The sequence below is a fragment of the Amycolatopsis tolypomycina genome (genome assembly GCF_900105945.1).
GTDB classification, from domain to species: Bacteria; Actinomycetota; Actinomycetes; order Mycobacteriales; family Pseudonocardiaceae; genus Amycolatopsis; species Amycolatopsis tolypomycina.
This window is the reverse complement of record NZ_FNSO01000004.1, coordinates 2,258,578-2,275,925: the sequence shown is the minus strand read 5'-3', so window position 1 is coordinate 2,275,925 and position 17,348 is coordinate 2,258,578. Positions and strand designations below refer to the sequence as shown.

Annotated in this window: 17 protein-coding genes; 6 read left to right on the top strand and 11 right to left on the bottom strand. The window is 72.1% G+C overall.

Features of this window, described 5'->3' with window-relative positions; genetic code table 11:
* Positions 1-3 precede the first annotated feature (3 nt).
* The 4 genes from BLW76_RS20650 to BLW76_RS20635 are packed head-to-tail and all read right to left on the bottom strand — an operon-like array spanning position 4 to position 4,417.
* Positions 4-936, bottom strand: a complete 933-nt coding sequence (locus BLW76_RS20650; RefSeq protein ID WP_167384666.1) for an ABC transporter substrate-binding protein — start codon at positions 934-936, stop codon at positions 4-6.
* 48 nt (positions 937-984) lie between these two features.
* Positions 985-2,463, bottom strand: a complete 1,479-nt coding sequence (locus BLW76_RS20645; protein ID WP_091309850.1) for an aldehyde dehydrogenase family protein — start codon at positions 2,461-2,463, stop codon at positions 985-987.
* Positions 2,460-3,737, bottom strand: coding sequence for an NAD(P)/FAD-dependent oxidoreductase (locus BLW76_RS20640; protein WP_091309848.1), 1,278 nt, complete (start codon positions 3,735-3,737; stop codon positions 2,460-2,462). The genes BLW76_RS20645 and BLW76_RS20640 overlap by 4 nt, the downstream gene beginning before the upstream one ends.
* Before the next feature lie 5 nt (positions 3,738-3,742).
* Positions 3,743-4,417 carry a haloacid dehalogenase type II gene (locus BLW76_RS20635; RefSeq protein ID WP_091309845.1) on the bottom strand — a complete coding sequence of 225 codons (675 nt, stop codon included), beginning with the start codon at positions 4,415-4,417 and terminating at the stop codon, positions 3,743-3,745.
* 172 nt (positions 4,418-4,589) lie between these two features.
* Here BLW76_RS20635 and BLW76_RS50455 point away from each other — a divergent pair, with 172 nt between their 5' ends.
* A complete protein-coding gene (locus tag BLW76_RS50455) occupies positions 4,590-5,261 on the top strand; it encodes a GntR family transcriptional regulator (protein ID WP_091309843.1) in 672 nt (223 codons plus the stop codon).
* A 3-nt stretch (positions 5,262-5,264) separates the two neighbouring features.
* Here the strand turns inward: BLW76_RS50455 and BLW76_RS20625 are convergent, their stop codons facing one another.
* From BLW76_RS20625 to BLW76_RS49240, 5 genes are all read right to left on the bottom strand, one after another.
* Entirely contained in the window at positions 5,265-5,933 is a 669-nt protein-coding gene (locus BLW76_RS20625; RefSeq protein ID WP_091309841.1) for a haloacid dehalogenase type II, read from the bottom strand.
* Positions 5,930-6,985, bottom strand: a complete 1,056-nt coding sequence (locus BLW76_RS20620) for a phosphotransferase (RefSeq protein WP_091309838.1) — start codon at positions 6,983-6,985, stop codon at positions 5,930-5,932. Before BLW76_RS20620 ends, BLW76_RS20625 begins: the two co-directional genes overlap by 4 nt.
* A complete protein-coding gene (locus tag BLW76_RS20615) occupies positions 6,982-8,322 on the bottom strand; it encodes an aspartate aminotransferase family protein (protein WP_091319626.1) in 1,341 nt (446 codons plus the stop codon). The genes BLW76_RS20620 and BLW76_RS20615 overlap by 4 nt, the downstream gene beginning before the upstream one ends.
* Before the next feature lie 128 nt (positions 8,323-8,450).
* Positions 8,451-8,759 (bottom strand): hypothetical protein, encoded by a 309-nt coding sequence (locus tag BLW76_RS49245; RefSeq protein WP_208613341.1) that lies wholly within the window; start codon positions 8,757-8,759, stop codon positions 8,451-8,453.
* Between the two features lie 101 nt (positions 8,760-8,860).
* The gene (locus BLW76_RS49240; protein ID WP_208613340.1) at positions 8,861-9,613 is read right to left on the bottom strand and encodes an ROK family transcriptional regulator; all 753 of its coding nucleotides are present in this window, start codon (positions 9,611-9,613) and stop codon (positions 8,861-8,863) included.
* A 151-nt stretch (positions 9,614-9,764) separates the two neighbouring features.
* Between BLW76_RS49240 and BLW76_RS20605 the strand changes: the two genes are divergently transcribed.
* From BLW76_RS20605 to BLW76_RS20590, 4 genes are read left to right on the top strand one after another with little or no spacing between them, the layout of a single operon-like run.
* Entirely contained in the window at positions 9,765-10,445 is a 681-nt protein-coding gene (locus BLW76_RS20605) for a haloacid dehalogenase type II (protein ID WP_091309835.1), read from the top strand.
* Positions 10,442-10,711 carry a hypothetical protein gene (locus BLW76_RS20600; RefSeq protein WP_091309832.1) on the top strand — a complete coding sequence of 90 codons (270 nt, stop codon included), beginning with the start codon at positions 10,442-10,444 and terminating at the stop codon, positions 10,709-10,711. The genes BLW76_RS20605 and BLW76_RS20600 overlap by 4 nt, the downstream gene beginning before the upstream one ends.
* Positions 10,708-11,814: an alanine racemase gene (locus BLW76_RS20595; protein WP_091309829.1), complete on the top strand. Its 1,107-nt coding sequence runs from the start codon at positions 10,708-10,710 to the stop codon at positions 11,812-11,814. The genes BLW76_RS20600 and BLW76_RS20595 overlap by 4 nt, the downstream gene beginning before the upstream one ends.
* 30 nt (positions 11,815-11,844) lie before the next feature.
* Positions 11,845-12,579, top strand: coding sequence for an SDR family NAD(P)-dependent oxidoreductase (locus BLW76_RS20590; protein WP_091309827.1), 735 nt, complete (start codon positions 11,845-11,847; stop codon positions 12,577-12,579).
* Positions 12,580-12,626: 47 nt separating this feature from the next.
* On the opposite strand, the gene BLW76_RS20585 is transcribed toward BLW76_RS20590, so the two are convergent.
* Positions 12,627-13,487, bottom strand: a complete 861-nt coding sequence (locus BLW76_RS20585; RefSeq protein ID WP_091309824.1) for a DUF4394 domain-containing protein — start codon at positions 13,485-13,487, stop codon at positions 12,627-12,629.
* A gap of 152 nt (positions 13,488-13,639) precedes the next feature.
* Between BLW76_RS20585 and BLW76_RS20580 the strand changes: the two genes are divergently transcribed.
* The gene (locus BLW76_RS20580) at positions 13,640-14,053 is read left to right on the top strand and encodes a hypothetical protein (protein WP_091309822.1); all 414 of its coding nucleotides are present in this window, start codon (positions 13,640-13,642) and stop codon (positions 14,051-14,053) included.
* Between the two features lie 7 nt (positions 14,054-14,060).
* Here the strand turns inward: BLW76_RS20580 and BLW76_RS20575 are convergent, their stop codons facing one another.
* Positions 14,061-17,189, bottom strand: coding sequence for an AfsR/SARP family transcriptional regulator (locus BLW76_RS20575; protein WP_279627690.1), 3,129 nt, complete (start codon positions 17,187-17,189; stop codon positions 14,061-14,063).
* Between the last annotated feature and the right edge of the window lie 159 nt (positions 17,190-17,348).

Genomic DNA, 17,348 nt, shown 5'->3' with positions numbered 1-17,348 from the left:
CCCTCACTTCGGCTGCGGCTTGGAGCGGGCGGCCGTCTTGACGCCCAGGCCGTCGAAGCCCCAGCGGGACAACGCTTCGGCGTACTTCGGGCTGTCGATGACCGACTGCAGCGCGGCCTGCACGGCGGGAGTGAGCGGCGAGTCGAGGTTCAGGGCGATGGCCACCGGCAACGGGTTCAGCACCGGCTGCAGGACGTCGAAGGCGTTCGGCTGCTTGGCCTTGGCCCAGTTGAGCGAGGTCGCGTCGTAGAAGACGCCGTCGATGCGCCGGGAGGCGACCTGGGTCAGCGCGTCGCTGACGCTCGGCAGCGCGACGGCCTTGATCGGGTCTTTCCCCTTGCTCACGCAGTTTTCCTGGTTCAGCTTCGGCAGCCACTTGAGTTCCTGGGTGGTGCCGGACTGCACGCCGAGAGTGGCACCGCACAGCGAGTCCATGCTCAGGTGCTTGGGGTTGCCGTGTGCCGTGGCGACCGTGGAGCCGTTCGTCAGGTAGTCGATCATGTCGAGGACCTTCAGCCGCTCGGCCGAGGTCCCCATGGTCGACACCGTGAGGTCGTAGCGGTTGCCCTGCAGGCCCGGGATGATGACGTCGAACTTGACGTTCTTGATCTCCAGCTTCAGGCCGAGCTTGGCCGCGATCAGCCGGGCGATGTCCGGGTTGAACCCGATCGGGGTCTTGTTGTCCGACGCCATGAAGGTGGTCGGCGGGCTGGTCAGGTCCTCCGCGGCGACCAGGGTGCCCTTGGCCTTCACGGCGGCGGGCAGCAGGGCGACCGCCGCCGGGTCGGGCTGCACGCCGACCGAAATGTCGTCGGTGTGCTCGGTGGGGGCGGCCCCGCCACCCCCGGTCGCCGGGGCCGGGCTCTCGGTGGTGCACGCTGTCATCGTCACAGCGGCGGTGAGGACCACCGCGCTCAAAGCCGTCTTGACCCGCATGGGATTCTCCTTCGACGAGCGAGCGAAACATGCCCGGCCCGGTGTTGTCTACTGGGTGCGATTCACTGTGGACTGAGGCGGTGGTCCCCCGGCGATGATCGTGCACTTGGGCTCGCTCATCGCTTCCACCGCGAACCGGACGCCTTCACGCCCGATTCCCGAACTCTTGAATCCCCCGAACGGCATCGAATCGATCCGCACGTCACTCGTGCCGTTGACGACCACCGCGCCGGCGTGCAGCCGGTCCGCCGTGGACAGTGCCTCGTCGAGCACTCCGGTGAAGATCCCCGCTTGCAGCGCCTGGGCGCTGTTTGCCGCCGCGATCGCCTCCTCGGCGGAGGCGACCGGAACGACGGTCACGACCGGGCCGAACACCTCGCGCACCAGCACGTCGGCGCCCGTCGGCACGTCGGTGAGGACGGTCGGGTGGTAGTAGGAGCCTTCGCGGCGGGCGCCGGTATGCGCCCGCGCGCCACCGGCCAAAGCCGCATCCACCCAAGCTTCGACACGGGCGGCTTCCGCCTCGCTGATCATCGGCCCGACGTCGGTCGCCCGGTTGGTCTTGGGGCCGACCTTCAGCGCGCCGGTGCCGGCCGTGATTCGCGCCAGCAGTCCTTCGTGGATCGATGCGTCGGCGTAGACGCGCTGGACGGACAGGCAGTTCTGGCCCGCGCACCCGAACGCGCCCGCCACGATCGCGCCGGCGGCCGTGTCGAGGTCGGCGGTGCCGCTCACGAGCACCGGGTTGTTGCCGCCGAGCTCCATCAGCAGCTTGCGAGGCCCGGCCGCGGCGGCGATCCGGGCGGCGGTGGCCGGCCCGCCGGTGAACGAGATCGCCGCGACCCCCGGGTGGGTGACGAGCGCGTTCCCGGTTTCCGCGTCCCCGCACACGACGGCGACCCGCGCGGCCGGGACCCCGGCCCGCAGCAGGATTTCCGCCAGGGCCAGTGCCGAATGCGGCGTCGCATCCGCGGGCTTCACCACCACGGCGTTGCCCGCGATCAGCGCGGGGCCTGCCTTGTGGGCGACGAGGTTGAGCGGGTCGTTGAACGGGGTGATCGCCGCGATGACGCCGAGGGGCGCGCGGACGAACCAGCCGCGCTTGTCCGCTCCCCGCTCGGTGTCGGCGAATTCGAGGACCTCGCCGCGCAGGACGCTGCCGGCCGCCGCGGACAGGCGCAGGGTCTCGACGCAGCGGCGCACTTCCCGCTCGGCCTCGACGATCGTCTTGCTGCCCTCGGTGCTGATGATCCCGGCCAGCCACGGTGCCTCGTCGCGCACCAGCCGGGCGGCCTCCTCGAGGGCCTCGCGGCGCTGCCACAGCGGCCACGGCTCGGTGACCGCGCGGGCCGCCGCCCGGACCGCCGCGTCGACGTCGGCCGCGTCGTTGCGCGCGACCCACCCGGCGCGGCTGCCGTCGTGGGGGTCGGACACCGCGAACGTGAGCCCGCCGGTCTGCCACTCGCCGGCGACCAGTGCGCCGCCGGGCAGGCCGAACGCAGCCGTCACCGGAGCCGTGGCGGTCATGAGATCGCGTCCAGCACGCGCGCCCCGCCACCGATCAGCGGCAGGAACCACGGGCGGCCGAAGTGCCCCGGCACCGGCGGGAACCCGACGTCGCCCCAGATGTTGGCCTGCGCGTCGCCGGAGATGAACCGGGCCATCCGCTGGCCCATGTAGGTGGCCATCTGCACGCCGTGCCCGCTGTAGCCGACGGAGTAGTGGACGCCGTCGCGCTCGCCCGCGTGCACGAGCTGGTCCATCGACAGGTCGACCAGCCCGCCCCAGGTGTAGTCGATCCGGGTGCCCGCGAGGTAGGGGAACAGCTCGGTCATCGCCTTGACGAGGATCTGCCCGCTGCGAACGTCGGAGTCGGGGCTGGACATCGCGAACCGGGCGCGGCCGCCGAAGAGCAGCCGGTTGTCCGGGGTGATCCGGAAGTAGTAGATGAGGTTCTTGCTGTCCGAGGCCTGCCGCCGGTGCGGGAGGATCCGGTCCACGACGTCCTGGGCGAGGGGCTCGGTGACGATGATGAAGCTGCCGACGGGGATCAGCCGCCGCCGCAGCCACGGCGTCACCTTGCCGGTGTAGCCGCTGGTGGCGATCAGCACCTCCCCCGCGTGCACGCGGCCGCGGGTGGTCTGCAGGACGTGGCCACCGCCGGGGTGGCGGTCCAGCGTGGTCACTTCGGCGTTCTCGCAGATCGTCGCGCCGAGGGCGTCGGCGGTCTTCGCGAGGCCGTGCACGAACTTGCCGACGTGCAGGCCCGCGGCGAGCGGGTCGACGGTGGCGCCGTGGTAGAAGTCGGAGCCGAGCTCGGTGTGGAGGTCGGCCTTCGGGACGGTGATGACCTCGTGCCCGGCGAGGTCCTTCAGGGCCTTCCGGGTCTTGACCATCGCGTCGAAGTGCGCCGGGCGGTAGGCGAGGGTCAGCTTGCCCGAGCGCGCGAAGTCGCAGTCGATCGCGTGGTCGGCGACCAGCTTCTCGATGCTGTCGATGGCGTCGTTGTAGGTCCGGAACATCGCGACCGCGCGGTCGGCGCCGTAGCGTTTGACGGCGGTTCCGAAGCCGATCGCGAGACCCGTGGTGGCCATGCCGCCGTTGCGGCCCGACGCTCCCCAGCCGATGGTGTGCTGTTCGAGCACGGCCACGGAGGCGCCGAGCTTGCGCAGCTCGACGGCCGCCGAGGTCCCGGTGAGCCCGCCGCCGACGACCGCGACGTCGACGCGGTCGGGAACCGGCGTGCGCCGGTGGTCCGCGCCGGGGGTGGCGGTGTCCTGCCAGTACGAGGTCAGTTTCATCGTCTTCAGAGCCCCAGCAGGCCGTTCAGCTCGTCGAGCGAGTCGACCTTCGTGTAGCCGTAGACCGGGGCCGGCGGGTCGTAGCCGCGGTCGAGCAGCACGGTGTTCGTGAAGCCCAGGTCGTGGCAGGGCATCAGGTCGTACCGGGTGTGCGACGACACGTGCAGGAACTGCTCCGGCGGGGTGTTCAGCTGGTCGAGCAGGTACTCGAACGCGGCGTAGCGGGGCTTGTAGAAGCCGGCCTGCTCGGCGGTGTACACGGCATGGAAGTCGGCGCCGAGCTTCGGCACGCTCACGTCGAGGTAGCGGGTGTTGGCGTTGGACAGGATCACCAGCGGGTAGTGCTCCCCCAGCTTCTTCAGCGGGCTGGGGATGTCGGCGTGGGCGCCCCACGACAGCACGGCGTCGGAGAACCGGTCGCCGGCGTCTTCGGCCACTTCGAGGCCCCACTTCGCGCAGGTCCGGGCGTAGGCGTCGTGGAGAACCTGCTTGTAGTCGTAGAACTCCCCGCAGACCTGGTCGTACCGGTAGCCGCGGAAGTCGATCACGAACCGGTCGAACTGCTCGGGGGTGAGGCGGTCGCCGACGAGCTCGCGGGTGACCGGGGTGATCTGGAAGTTGATGAGCGTGCCGTAGCAGTCGAACGAGACGTACTTCGGCCGGAAGGCGGGGTCGATCACGGTGAGCCCTTTCCAGGTGAAGCGGAAGTGTCCGGCAGGAGGCGACAGTAAGCTGGGTCACTGCAAACTGTCAACAGTTCACTGTAAACGCTGTTCGTTAAACTCGTGTATCGTCGACAGTCGTCAGTGAACGAGCGACCACAGTGGGTCTTTGCGCCCAGGGGGAAACCGGATGAACAACCTCAACCTGCAGGCGATCGACTACCCGTCCGTGTCCGGCACGATCGCCGCCCAGATCCGGAACAACATCCTGGGCGGCACCCTCCAGCCGGCCCAGGCGCTGTCGGAGTCCGAGATCGCCAAGCAGCTGGGCGTCTCGCGCGGCCCGGTGCGCGAGGCACTGCAGCGGCTGGTGCAGGAAGGCCTGCTGGTCCGCATCCCCAACCGCGGCGTCTTCGTCACCGACATCACGCCCGAGGACATCGCCGAGATCTACGAGGCCCGCCAGACCCTCGAGGCCCGCTGCGGCGAGAAGGTGCTGGCCGCCGACGACGACGTCCTCGAGCGGACCGTGACCGAACTGCAGGCGATCGTCGACGAGATCGGCCCGGCGGAACGCTCGGGCCGGTGGCGGGACGTCGTCGAACTCGACCTGCGGTTCCACAGCACCCTGGTGGCCGCGTCCGGCAACTCGCGGATCCAGCGGGCCTATTCGACGCTGATCGCCGAGTCGTCCCTGTCGATCAACCGGCTCGAGCGCTGGTACCCGTCGGAAGACTCACTCCTGCAGGAGCACCAGGCCATCGTCCACGCGCTGGCGGCCCGGGACGCCGCCGCCTTCACCCGGGCCCTCGACCTGCACTACCTCCAGACGCTCACGGAAAAGACCGGCCAGGGTTCCTGATCCTCAGAGGCCGAGCAGCGGAGGCACCTGGGAGAGCAGGGTGACTTCGTGGTAGCCGTAGCCGGGCGTGCTGGGCTCGAACCCGCGGTTGACGTGGACCTTGTGCGTGATGCCCAGGTCGGTCGCGGCCATGAGGTCGTAGCGCGGGCTGGCGGAGACGTGCAGGATGTCCCGCGGTCCGCAGCCGAGCTGCGTCAGCATGTACTCGAAGGCCTGGTACCGCGGCTTGTAGGCCTGGGCCTGCTCGGCGGTGTAGACCGCGTGGAACGGGGCCTCGAGCTTCTCCACGTTGCTCATGACCTGGTCGTCGGCGGCGTTGCTGAGGATGACCAGCGGGTAGCGGGACGCCAGCGTCCGCAGCGCTTCGGGCACCTCGGGGTAGGGCCCCCAGGTCGGGATCGCGTCCACGATGGCCTGGCTGTCGGCCTTCCGGTACGGCAGGCCGAAGCGTTCGAGGGTCTTGCGCAGCGAGTCGTGGATGATGTCCGGGAACGGCTTCCACGGGTTCAGGACCTCGTCGAGCCGCTGCCACTTGAACCGGTCGAGGACTTCGGCCATCCGGTCGGCCGGCACGATGTCGGCCAGCCGCTCGCGGGTCAGGTCCGTGATGTGCCACCGGATCAGCGTCCCGTGCATGTCGAACGTGATGTACTTGGGCTCGAACTCGATCATGGCCGTGTTCCTTTCGTGAGGTGGGCGACGACGTCGTCGAGCGGCACGGCCAGTGCGCGCGCCACGTTGAGCCAGTCGTCCTCGGCGTGTTCGAAGAGGTAGTCCCGCCGGTCCGGGACGCGCTGCGCGCGCCAGCCGGCCAGCAGCGCGCGCAGCGTGAGCCGGGCGAGCGCGGCGATCGGGAGCAGCGGCAGTTCCCGGTCCGCGACCGGCCGCACCCCGGTGTAGCCGGCGGCGAAGGCGCAGGCTTCGCGCCAGGGGCTGCCCGGCGTCCGGCCGAGCAGGTTCGCCAGCGGCACGGCGGGGTCGAAGATCACCGCGCTGCGCACGGTGTCCCCGAAGTCGATGACCCCGGTCACGAACTCGTCGTGCCGCCGGTCCACGACGATGTTGTGCGGGCTGAAGTCGCCGTGGAGCACCTGCGTCTCCAGGTGGTCGAGGGCCGGGACGACAGCCGCCTCGAAGAGCGCGAAGACCTCGCCCGCCAGCCGGCGGTGCCCGGGGTCCGGCACGTGCTCGACGAGTCCGGCCAGCCGGGCGAAGTGCCGGAGGTCCCACACCAGCCCGCGCCGGTCGGCGGGGTGGCCGAACGCCGCGAGCGCGACGTCGACGCGGCCCAGCACCGCACCCGCACGGGCGAGCTGGTCCGGCTCCGCCGTCGTCCGCGCCAGGACCTCGCCCTCGACGTAGCCGAGCACGCGGAGCACGCGGGTGCGGCCGTCACGCGCCGCGAGGAGGACGTGGTCGGCCCCGTCCACCGTCAGCTTCACCCGCTGGACCGGAAGCTCCCCGGCGGCGGTTTCGAGAAAGCGCAGCACGGCGGTCTGGAGCGCGACGGTGGCCACCGGTTCGTCCGGCGGGGAGACCTTCACGAGGTGGTTCCCCGAGCCGGTCGTGAGCCGGAAGGTGTCGTCCTTCTCCGTCGCCACCCGCTCGAGTTCTCCGTCGAGGCAGTAGTGCCGCGCGAGGAGGGCGCTCACGAGCGCGACGTCCACGGGCTCGTGCGGCGATGCCAGGCCGCTCTCCGCCAGGAGCCGCTCGGCGAAGCTCACAGCCGGACCTTCGCGACTTCGGCGAAGGTTTCCAGGAACCGGGTCACGTCCGCGGCGGTGAACGCCAGCGGCGGGCGGATCTTCAGGACGTTCGCCGCCTGACCCGTGCCGCTGATGAGGACCCGCCGATCGCGCAGGTCGTTGATGACGTCCTCGGCCCGCGCGCGATCGGGTTCCCCGTCCCCGCCGATCTCCACGCCGACGTACAGGCCGCTGCCGCGGACTTCGGCGACGTGCGCGGAGCCCCGGGTGATCTCTTCGAGTCCCTTCCGGAGCGCGGTGCCGTTCTCGAGCACGCGCTGCCGGACGTTCTCCTCCTCGAAGACGTCGAGGACCGCGGCACCGGCGGCCACCGGGATCGAGCTGCCGCCGAAGGTGTTGAAGTAGCGGACACTCCGGCCGAACTCGGCGGAGACCTCGGGGCGGAACACGACGCCGGAGATCGGCATCCCGTTGCCCATCGGCTTGCCCAGGGTGACGATGTCCGGGAGCACGCCGTGGCGCTCGAAGCCCCACATCGTCTCCCCCAGCCGGGCGAAGCCCGCCTGCACCTCGTCGGCGATGTGGACGCCGCCGGCCGCGCGGACTTCCTCCACCATGCCCGGGAAGTACCCGACCGGGTCGGTGAAGATCCCGTCGCTGGAGTACGCGCTGTCGGTGATCAAGGCCGCGAGCCGGAACCCGTGGCGCTCGAGGTCGTCGATCGCGGCGCGGACCTGGGCCCGCATGTGCTCGGCGAGGGACACCCCGGGCGCGGCGAGCCGCGGGTCGGGCGGGTCGACGACGCGGACGTTCGGCCCCAGCGGCGACCCCGCGCCCAGCGTCGGCGAGAAGCTCGCGACCTCGCCGGTGATGCCGTGGTAGGCCCACCGGGTCACGATGATCCCGGTCCCGCCGGTGTGGAACTTCGCCACCCGCACCGCGAGGTCGTTCGCCTCCGAACCACTGCAGGCGAGACTCAGCCTGCTCAGTCCTTCGGGGAAGGTGGCGAGCAACCGCTCGGCGTAGGCGACCAGCGACTCCTCGACGTAGCGCGTGTTGGTGTTGACCGTCGCCACCTGGCGGGCCACCGCCTCGGCCACGTGCGGATGGGCGTGCCCCACACACGGGACGTTGTTGTACGCGTCCAGGTAGTCGTAGCCGTCGCGGTCGATCAGGTGCGCGCCGTGCCCGGCGACGAACTCGACCGGTTCCCGGTAGATCAGCGTGTACCCGGGCCCGAGCACCGCGTCGCGGCGGCGGATGGTCTCCCGCAGGGATTCCGGGAGCTCCCCGAGCACCGCGGGGTCGAACCGGTTGGGGTAGCCGGCGACTGCCCGGCTCACCGTCGAAGTCATCGGCGTCACCTTCACGTCTCGTGCGGCCGCTGGCGGTCGCGGCCGGACCGGCCATAACACGATTCGTTCCAGTTCCAACCTGAAACTTTTACAGGGCGACCGCCTTCCAGCGGATCCCCGGCGGGGCCTCAGAAAGCCGGTGCGGGCTGTGCCGCGCGCCGGCCGCGGGCCTCGATCACCGCGTCGCGCAGCCGCTCCCGGGCCGGTGCCAGGCAGGCGATCACCGCGCCGCGCGCGGTGGACAGGCCGACGACCTGCGTCACGGTCTTGACCTCGGGCGCCACCGGGAGGATCCGGTCGAGCCGGCCGCGCACCTCGGGCAGCACCTCCTCGACGAGCGGGCACAACCGGCCCGCGAAGTACACCGTTTCCGGATCCTGCGTCACGGCGACCGCGCTGACGGCGGTCACGATCGCCGTGGTGAACGCGTCCAGCACGCCGGCTCGCGCTTCGTCGTCCCGCCGCCCCCGCCACAGTTCCTCGACGCGCTTCAGGTCGAGCCCGCGGCCACGGGCGAACCTGAGGAGCCCGCGCGCGCTCAGCAGCCCGTCGAGGGTTTCGTCGCCGACTCCGGCACAGAGGACACCGATCCCCCGAACGCCGGGGTGCGCCCGCGGACGAGTTCGTGCCCGGCGCAGCCGGCGAAGTTCAGCACGCTGCTGACGTTGAAGAGCGCGGCGTTCCCGACACTGGCGTCCTCCGCCAGGATGCCCAGCAGGGACGCGTTGGCGTCGCTGTCGAGGAACACCGGGGCGTCGACCAGATCCACGAGGGCGCGCCGGAGGCCGGAGCCGGTGAAGATCTTCGCCGCCCGCGCCGGGCCGAAGATCTCGGCACCGTCGCGGACCCGGCCGGGCACCGCGACGACGAGCTGACGCAGGGGACCCCGCCCCGCGCCTGCCGTCTCCTCGACCAGGCCGGCCAGCCACTTCGCGGCGTCGCCCGCCTCGTCGTGGTTCACCGTCGGGACGACGACGTGGCCCACCTCGCGCCCCCGCAGATCGGCGACCAGGACACCCGTGGTCAGCACCCCGAAACTGACCCCGGCCACGTGCCCGGCCGTGGCGGGGACGTCCAGGTATGTCGACCGCCTGCCCCGGCCGGCGACGGCGTCGACCCCGCCGTCGGCGACGAACCCGTCGGCGCGGAGTTCCTCGACGGCCCGCGACACGGTCGCCTTGCTCAGGCCGGTGAGTTCGATGACCTCGGTGCGCGTCACCGGTGCCCGGGAGAGGACCACGTCCAGCACCGAGGCCTTGGTGTAGTCGCGCGATGTCGGATTGCTCGCCACCTCACGACCATAGCGATCGGACCCGCGGTCCGGCGCCGGAACACGTTTCAGTTCGAGCCTGAGACCGGCGATATCGTCAACTGTTGACAGTTGGCGATCGCTCGCCAATACTCACAGCCACCCACTCTTCGGATCACCCTCGGAGGACTCCGTGGCATTCGACAGCAAGCCGAAGTTCGTCACGTTCGACATGAACGGGACACTGATCCACTTCCGCATCAACGACGCCATCCGCCGGACGCTGGGCGACCGCCTCCCGCCGGAGATCGCCGACGAGTTCCTCCGGGCGGGCAACGCCTACCGGATCGACGAGTGCATGGGCGAATGGCAGCCCTTCCACCAGGTCGTCGCCCACTCGCTGGAACGGACCATGCGCCGGTTCGGCCTGGCGTACCGGGAAAGCGACGCCCAGGCCGTGTACGAGGAGATCCCGAGCTGGACCCCCTACCCCGGCGTCACGGCGGCGCTGAACCGCCTGGCGGAGGCCGTTCCGCTGGTGATCGTGACGAACACCGACAACGCGCACGCGGCCCGCCTGGTGGAGAACCTCCAGGCCCCGTTCGAGGTCGTCATCACGGCCGAGCAGATGGGCGTCTACAAGCCCCGGCTGCGCGCGTTCGAGTACACCTTCGACAAGCTCGGCGTAACCCCGGACGAGCTCGTGCACGTCTCGGCGAGCCCGAAGTACGACCACCGCCCCGCGGCGGTCATGGGCATCGAGCGCAAGGTGTACGTCGACCGCGGCTTCGAGCAGGACGAGCACTGGCTCGGCTACGAGCGGATCACCGACATCGCCGACCTGCCCGTGCTGTTCGGCCTGCCTCGCCCGTGACCGGCCCCGGCTCGGCGGCGGACCGGCTCCTCGCGCTCGGCCTGGCCCTCCCCCGGCTCGAGCACTACCTGAACCACGTGAACCACCGGGCCGCCGGCCCGGCCATCCATGTCTCGGGTCAGCTGCCGGCCGCGCGGACCTGCGCGCGCCAGGCCGCGCTCAACGCGCTGGCAGTCGCCGCACGCACCGCGATCGGGGCGGCCGGGGTGCCGCGCCACAGCCCGGTCGAAATTCGACTGGTCTGCACGGCGAGGAACGAACCGTGAACCGGCTCCACCAGGCACTCGACGGTCTCCTCGGCCGGATCGACACCCCGGCGCCGATCGTGCTCGCCGACGTCGTGCAGGACAACATCGACCGGATGCAGGCCTTCGCCGCCCGGCACGGCCTGGCCGTCCGGCCGCACGTCAAAACCCACAAGTGCACGGAAATCGGCAGGCTCCAGATCGCCGCGGGTGCCGTCGGGATCACCGCCGGGAACGTCGGCGAAGCCGAGGTCTTCGCCGCCGCCGGGTTCGACGACATCTTCCTCGCCTACCCGGTCTGGCCCGCGGGCACCAAGGCGGCCCGGATCCGCCGGCTCGCCGAGACCACGAAACTCCGGATCGGCGTCGACAACCCCGCGGCGATCGACGCCCTCGCCGACGCGATGGGCGGCGCACCGGACCGGCTGCAGGTCGTGGTCGAGGTCGACTGCGGCGCCCGCCGCTCCGGGGCGCCGCCCGCGCTCGCGGGCGACCTCGCGCTCGCCGCCCGCAGGCGCGGTCTCGTGCCGGTGGGCGTCTTCACCTACCCGGGCCACGGCAGCTCCGGCCCGGAGGCTCGCGAGCGCGCCGCGCGCGACCAGGAGGCCGCGCTCGTCACCGCGGTCCGCAGCTTCCGGGCGGCGGGGAGCACCGCCGACGTCGTCAGCGCCGGTTCCACACCCACCGTGGCGTTCTCGACCGCCGACGTGATCACCGAGATCCGTCCCGGCGAGTACGTCTTCGGCGACTTGAACAACCGCCGGCTCGGGGCCTGCACCGACGAGGAGATCGCGTTGTTCGTCGCGGCCACGGTCGTCAGCGACTGGGTTCCCGGTCAGGTCATCCTCGACACCGGCACCAAGGCCCTCGGCCGCGAAGGCAACCCCGAAATCGGCTTCGGTGCCGTCGCCGGCACGAAGGGCGTGCTGGCCAAGCTCAACGAGTACCACGGTTTCCTCGCCCTGCCCGACGGTGCCGGCCGCCCGGCCGTCGGCACCGTGGTCCCGGTGGTGCCGAACCACGTCTGCCCGGTGGTGGTCAACTTCGAGGAGCTGATCGTCACCGACCGCACGGGCACGTCGCTGCGGCGCTGGCCGGTCGACGCCCGCGGCTTCCTCGCCTGAGGAGGCCCACCCCGCGAAGGGAGTGTCCACATGAGACTCGAAAAGGTCACCGCCGTCGTGACCGGCGCCGGCAGCGGAATCGGCGAGGCGGTGCGCACCCGGTTCCGGCGCGAAGGCGCGCGCCTGCTGCTCACCGGCCGCCGGGAACGGCTCGCCACCGCGGACCCGGCCGACCGGTACGTCCCGGGGGACCTCAACGACGAGGCGTTCGTCGGGGAACTGGCCCGCCACGCCGCGGCGGATTTCGGCACGGTGCACGCCGTCGTCCTCAACCACGGCCTGCAGGCAGGCGGCCCGCTCACGGAGATGTCCTACGAGGACGCGAAGAACGTCCTCCACAGCAACCTGCTCAGCGCGTTCCTGGTGATGAAGCACTTCGCGCCGCTGATGCCGCCGGAAGGCGGTTCGTTCGTCTGCGTCGGCTCGCGGCTCGGCATCGTCGGCAAGCCCGAGGAGGTCCTGTACTCCGCGGCCAAGGGCGGCCTGATCATGCTCGCGAAGGGCGCGGCGATCGAATGGGCACCCCGGGGCATCCGCGTCAACGTCGTCGCCCCGGGGCTGACGGCCACCCCGGTCATCGAGGCGTCGTTCCGGCGCCGACCCGACCCCGAGGCGTACCGCCGCCACCGCGCGGGCCAGATCCCCCTGGGCCGCCTCGCGACCCCGGAGGAGGTCGCGGCCGCGGTCCTCTTCCTGGCCTCGCCGGAGTCGTCGTACATCACCGGCGCGGTCCTCCCCGTCGACGGCGGGTACACCGCGTTCTGAACGCGAGCCCGCCCCGGGGGTCCGGGGCGGGCTCCCCTCCCCGGGCCTCAGTTGGTGTCGAGCGCGACCGCGACGTCCCCGATGGCCAGCGGGAACTGCCCCACCACGGTGGCCGCGCCGGTCAGCAGGTTCACCGTGTACAGCGACGTCTGGCTGCCGACGGCCAGCGTGGCGAACCCGGTCACCGCCACCGTCTTGCCGCCCACCAGGTCGCTGTAGATGTCGAAGCCCGCGTTCGGGCCCGCGTCGACGCCGAGGGCGCCGGTCGGGGCCAGTGTTCCGTTGTTGGCAGGCGACTGGATCACCACCTGGTCGGTGGCCGTGTTGATGTCGACGAGCGTCGTCGCCGTGTCGGGGTTCAGGTCGTTGTTGGTGTACGCCGCGGCCGTCACTCCGCGGGTCGGCCCCAGCGCCGGCGGCGTGGTCAGGATGGCGTCTTCGGCCGTCACGCCGTCGGCGAGGTTGTGCCGCAGGTTCTGGCCCTGGTCGCTGACCAGCCGGAGCCGGTCGGCGGCCGGGTTGAAGTCGACGCCGAAGCTGGTGCCCCACAACGGAACGCTCAGCTGGGAGACCTTCTTGACGACGACGTCGGGGGTCGCCGGCGGCATGCTGATGGTGTAGACGCCGCCGTTGTTGCCGACGCCGTAGAGCAGGCCGTTCTGGACGCGGAAGTCGATCCCGAGCAGTGCCGTGTCGCCGCTGAGGCCGGTGACGACCCGGACCCAGTCGAGCACCTGAGGCCGGTCGGTGGTGAACGTCGCCATCAGCGTGCCGTCGGCCGAGATGCCGTAGGCGCGCAGGCCCGCCGTCTGGGCGGCGCTGCTGCCCGCCCCGGCGATCGAGACCGCACCGGCGGCCGACAGCACCGCGGCCACGACGGCGATGCTTCTCCTGAGCCGTGCCTTCATCGTTCGTCTCCTTCTGGCGCTCCGGGGAGACGTGACGCTATTCGGGCGAACTGGACAAGCATTGGACGTCGACTGGACTCGGCGCATCGGCGTCTTGCGGACCCCGCGCCGGTGCCACGAGATTGGGAGCACACGAAACCAAGGGGGTCGACATGCGCAGAACCGGCGCGCTCACCGCGATCACGGCCGGGGTGCTGGCCGGCGTCCCGTTCATCACCGGCGCCGCCGCGCCGGACAACGGCTGCTGGGCGACCGAGCCGATCGAGCTGGCGAACGAGGGGGTGTGGACGTACCGCAACCAGGTCACCTGGTGCGCGACGGACGGAAAGGTCACGTCGGTCGAGGTGAAGGTGACGCACCAGGTGCTGAACCCGGCCTGCACCTGGGCGGGCCGGGTGGAGGAGTCGGTGACACCGGCAAAGGACGGCACCGGCCGGACGGCGTTCGACCTGAGCGAGTTCAGCTGCCCGGGCGCGATCGGCGCCAAGGGCGTGAACCCGTGGGTGATCGTCACCGTCCAGCCGGACGGCAGCTACACGATCGACGCCACCGGCATCCACCCGTAGGAGAGCGTCACGGTGTCAGGCGGTCGAGCAGCGCAACGGTCCGGCCCTCCCCCAGCCCGTGCCCCGTTTCCTGGTGCAGCGCAAGCGCTTCACGCGCGCACTCGACCGCGGCACCGCGATCGCCACGGGCAAGCAGAGCACCGGCCAACGCCGTCAAAGCCAAACCCCGCAACGCCCGGTAACCCGCCTGCTCGGCAAGCACCAGGGCCTCCCGGGCCGGCTCCGGGTCCGCGGTGACCGCGGCCAGGCCGATCAGCGCGTCGACCTCGGGGTACCGGTCGCCGGTCTCGCGGATGAGGTCGAGGGCCTGGCCGTAGCGGCGGATCGCGCCCGGCCGGTCGCCGAAGCGGGCGAGCACGGCCGCGTAGGCGGCCAGGGCCTCCGCCTCGGTCCGTGGGTCCCCCGCCTCGCGGGCGAGCGCGAGTCCCGTGCCGGCGCATTCGAGGGCCACCGCCCGGTGGCCGCGATCGCTGTGCGCCAGCGCGAGCCGGCTGCGGGTTTCCGCTTCGCCGCCCCGGTTTCCCGCCTCGCACTGCAGGTCGAGGGAGCGGCAGAGCAGTTCCACCGCCTCGGCCGTCCGCCCGCGGGCGCGCTGCGTCTGCCCGAGGTTGGCGAGGTTGATCGCTTCGCCGTACCGGGACCCGATCCGGCGGTACCGGCGCAACGCCTGGGTGTAGTGCTCGGCGGCCTCGGCGAGCTTGCCCATTTCCCAGTGGACGAGCCCGAGGTTGCCGAACGCGACGGCCTCCCCCGCCGGCTGGCCGATCCGCCTGCTGAGCGCCAGCCCGCGGCCGAACCGGGACGCCGCGGCGGCGAGCCGTCCGGACTGCCAGTAGACGCAGCCCAGGTTGCCGAGCACCGCGGCCTGCGCCTCGGCCCAGCCCGCCTCCCGCGCGAGCAGCAGCGAGGCCGTGTACTGGCGGACCGCCTGCCGGTACCGGCCCTGGCGGAAGTGCAGGTCGGCGAGGCTGAGCCGGGTCGCGGCCCGCGCGCGGGGGCCGCCGTCGGCCTCGGCGGCGCTCAGCCCGGCTTCCGCGGCCGCGAGCCACTCGACGCCGCGCATGCACATCCAGAAGTACCCGCGCAGCGCGTCGGCGAGCCGCCACGCCATCGCCCGCGGGCCACGGCCTGCCGCGAACCGCACGGCGGCGACGAGGTTGCCGCGTTCGGTGTCCAGCCACGCCGACGCCTCGCCCAGCCCGGGGAACGCGGCCGGGACGCCGGACACCGGCAGCCGCAGCATGTGCGGGTAGAGGAGGCGGGCGGCGCCGTCCACCGACGCCAGGTACCAGTCGTACAGCCGGCGCAGCGCCCGCTCGCGCTCCGCGGCCGGCTCCAGCCGGTCGGCCTGCTCCGCGGCGTACCGGCGGAGCAGGTCGTGGAAGCGGTACCGGCCCGGCAGGTGGTGGTCGACGAGGTGCGCGGCGGCGAGCCGGTCCAGCAGGGCGACCGCCCGCGGGGGCTCGGTGCCGGCCAGCGCGGCCACGGCGTCGGCGCCGACGTCCGCGCCGGGCACCAGGCTCAGCAACCGGAACAGCCGCTGCGCGTCGGCGGGCAGGGCGGCGTGGGACAGGTCGAACGCGGTCCGCACCGCGGTCTGCTCGTCGCCCGGCACCGCGAGGGCGGCGAGGAGGTTGCCCTCGCGCAGTTCCGCGACGTAGTCGTCGATGCCGGAGCCGGGCCGGTCGGCGAGGTTGGCCGCGGCGATCCGCAGCGCGAGCGGGAGGTGGACGCACAGCTTGGCGAACTCCAGCGCCGCCTCGGGCTCGGCGTGGACGCGCCCGTGGCCCAGCACGTCCGCGAGCAGCGCGACGGCGTCGTCGGGGCTGAGCACGTCGAGGGTGAGCCGGCGCGCGCCGTGCACGGCGACCAGGCCCGTCAGGCGGTCGCGCGCGGTCACCACCACCAGGCACCCGGGCCCGGCCGGCAGCAGCGGCCGGACCTGGTCCGGGTCGACGGCGTTGTCGAGCAGCACCAGGATCCGCCGGTCGGTCGTCAGCGTGCGGTACAGCGCCGCCGCGGTTTCCACGTCGGGCGGCACGCGCTCGGGCGGGATCCCCAGTGCGGACAGGAACTGCGCGAGGATTTCGACGGGAGTGGCCGGCGAACCCGGTGCGTGGCCGCGCAGGTTCGCGTACAGCTGCCCGTCCGGGAAGCGGTTCCGGACGCGGTGCGCCCAGTACACGGCCAGCGCCGTCTTGCCGACGCCCGCCGTGCCGGAGATCGCGGCGATGCCGCCGCCCGCCAGGCCGTCCAGCAAGGCCAGTTCCGCCGCCCGGCCGGTGAACCCGCGCGGCTCGGCGGGCAGCTGCTTCGGAATCCGGTGCACCGGGCGGGTTTCGGCGGGCGCCGCGGCCGGGGTCCGCCGGGCGCCGGGGTCGCGCAGCACGGCCGCGTGCGCCGCGAGCAGCTCCGGCCCCGGGTCGATGCCGAGCTCGTCGACCAGCCGCGACCGCACCTGCCCGTAGAGCCGGAACGCCTCGCCGCGCTGCCCGAGTGCGTGGTGGGCGCGGATCAGGAGCGCCTGCGCGGCTTCGTCGAGCGGTTGTTCCGCGGCGGCTTCGGCGAGCCCGGGCAGGACTTCCGCGGCGGCACCGACGTCGATCATCACCCCGGCGTACCGGGAAAACGCTTCCCGGCGCTCGGCGACCAGCGAAACGACCTTCGGATGACCGGTGAGCGGCGGCAGGTCGGCCAGCGGCCTGCCGTGCCACAGCCGAAGCGCCTCCCCGAGCGAAGCCACGACGCGGCCGGCGTCGTCGTCCCGGTGCGCGTCGTTCGCTTCGGCGAGGAGTTCACGGAACCGCCACAGGTCGACGTCGACGGCATCCCGCCGCACGGCGTAGCCCCCGCCGACGTGCGGCAGCACCCCGCTGCCCGCGCGCGGCGCCCGCCCGGGTTCCAGCAACCGCCGCAGGTGCTTGACGTGCGTCTGAACGACATTGACCGCACTCGGCGGCGGCCGGTCGCCCCACAGCGCGTCCACGAGATCGCGCCGGGCCACGGCATCCCCGCCGGCGAGGGTGAGCAACCCGAGCACCGCACGCCGGCCGGGCGGCCCGAGCTCGACTTCGGCGCCTTCGCGCCAAACGCGCAGCGAACCCAGCACCTGGATGCGTACCGACCTCGTTGCCACCGTTGGTTCCCCGCTATCGGCTGCCGGGGAAAAACGTACTGGCCCGGACTGGACCACACAAGGAAATGGCTCCGCTCGGGCTAAGCGCCGCCGTCCAATCACCGTCCAGCCGCCATCCAGCCCCGCTTGATGAGGTGAGCCTGGCCCATCCACCGGAGA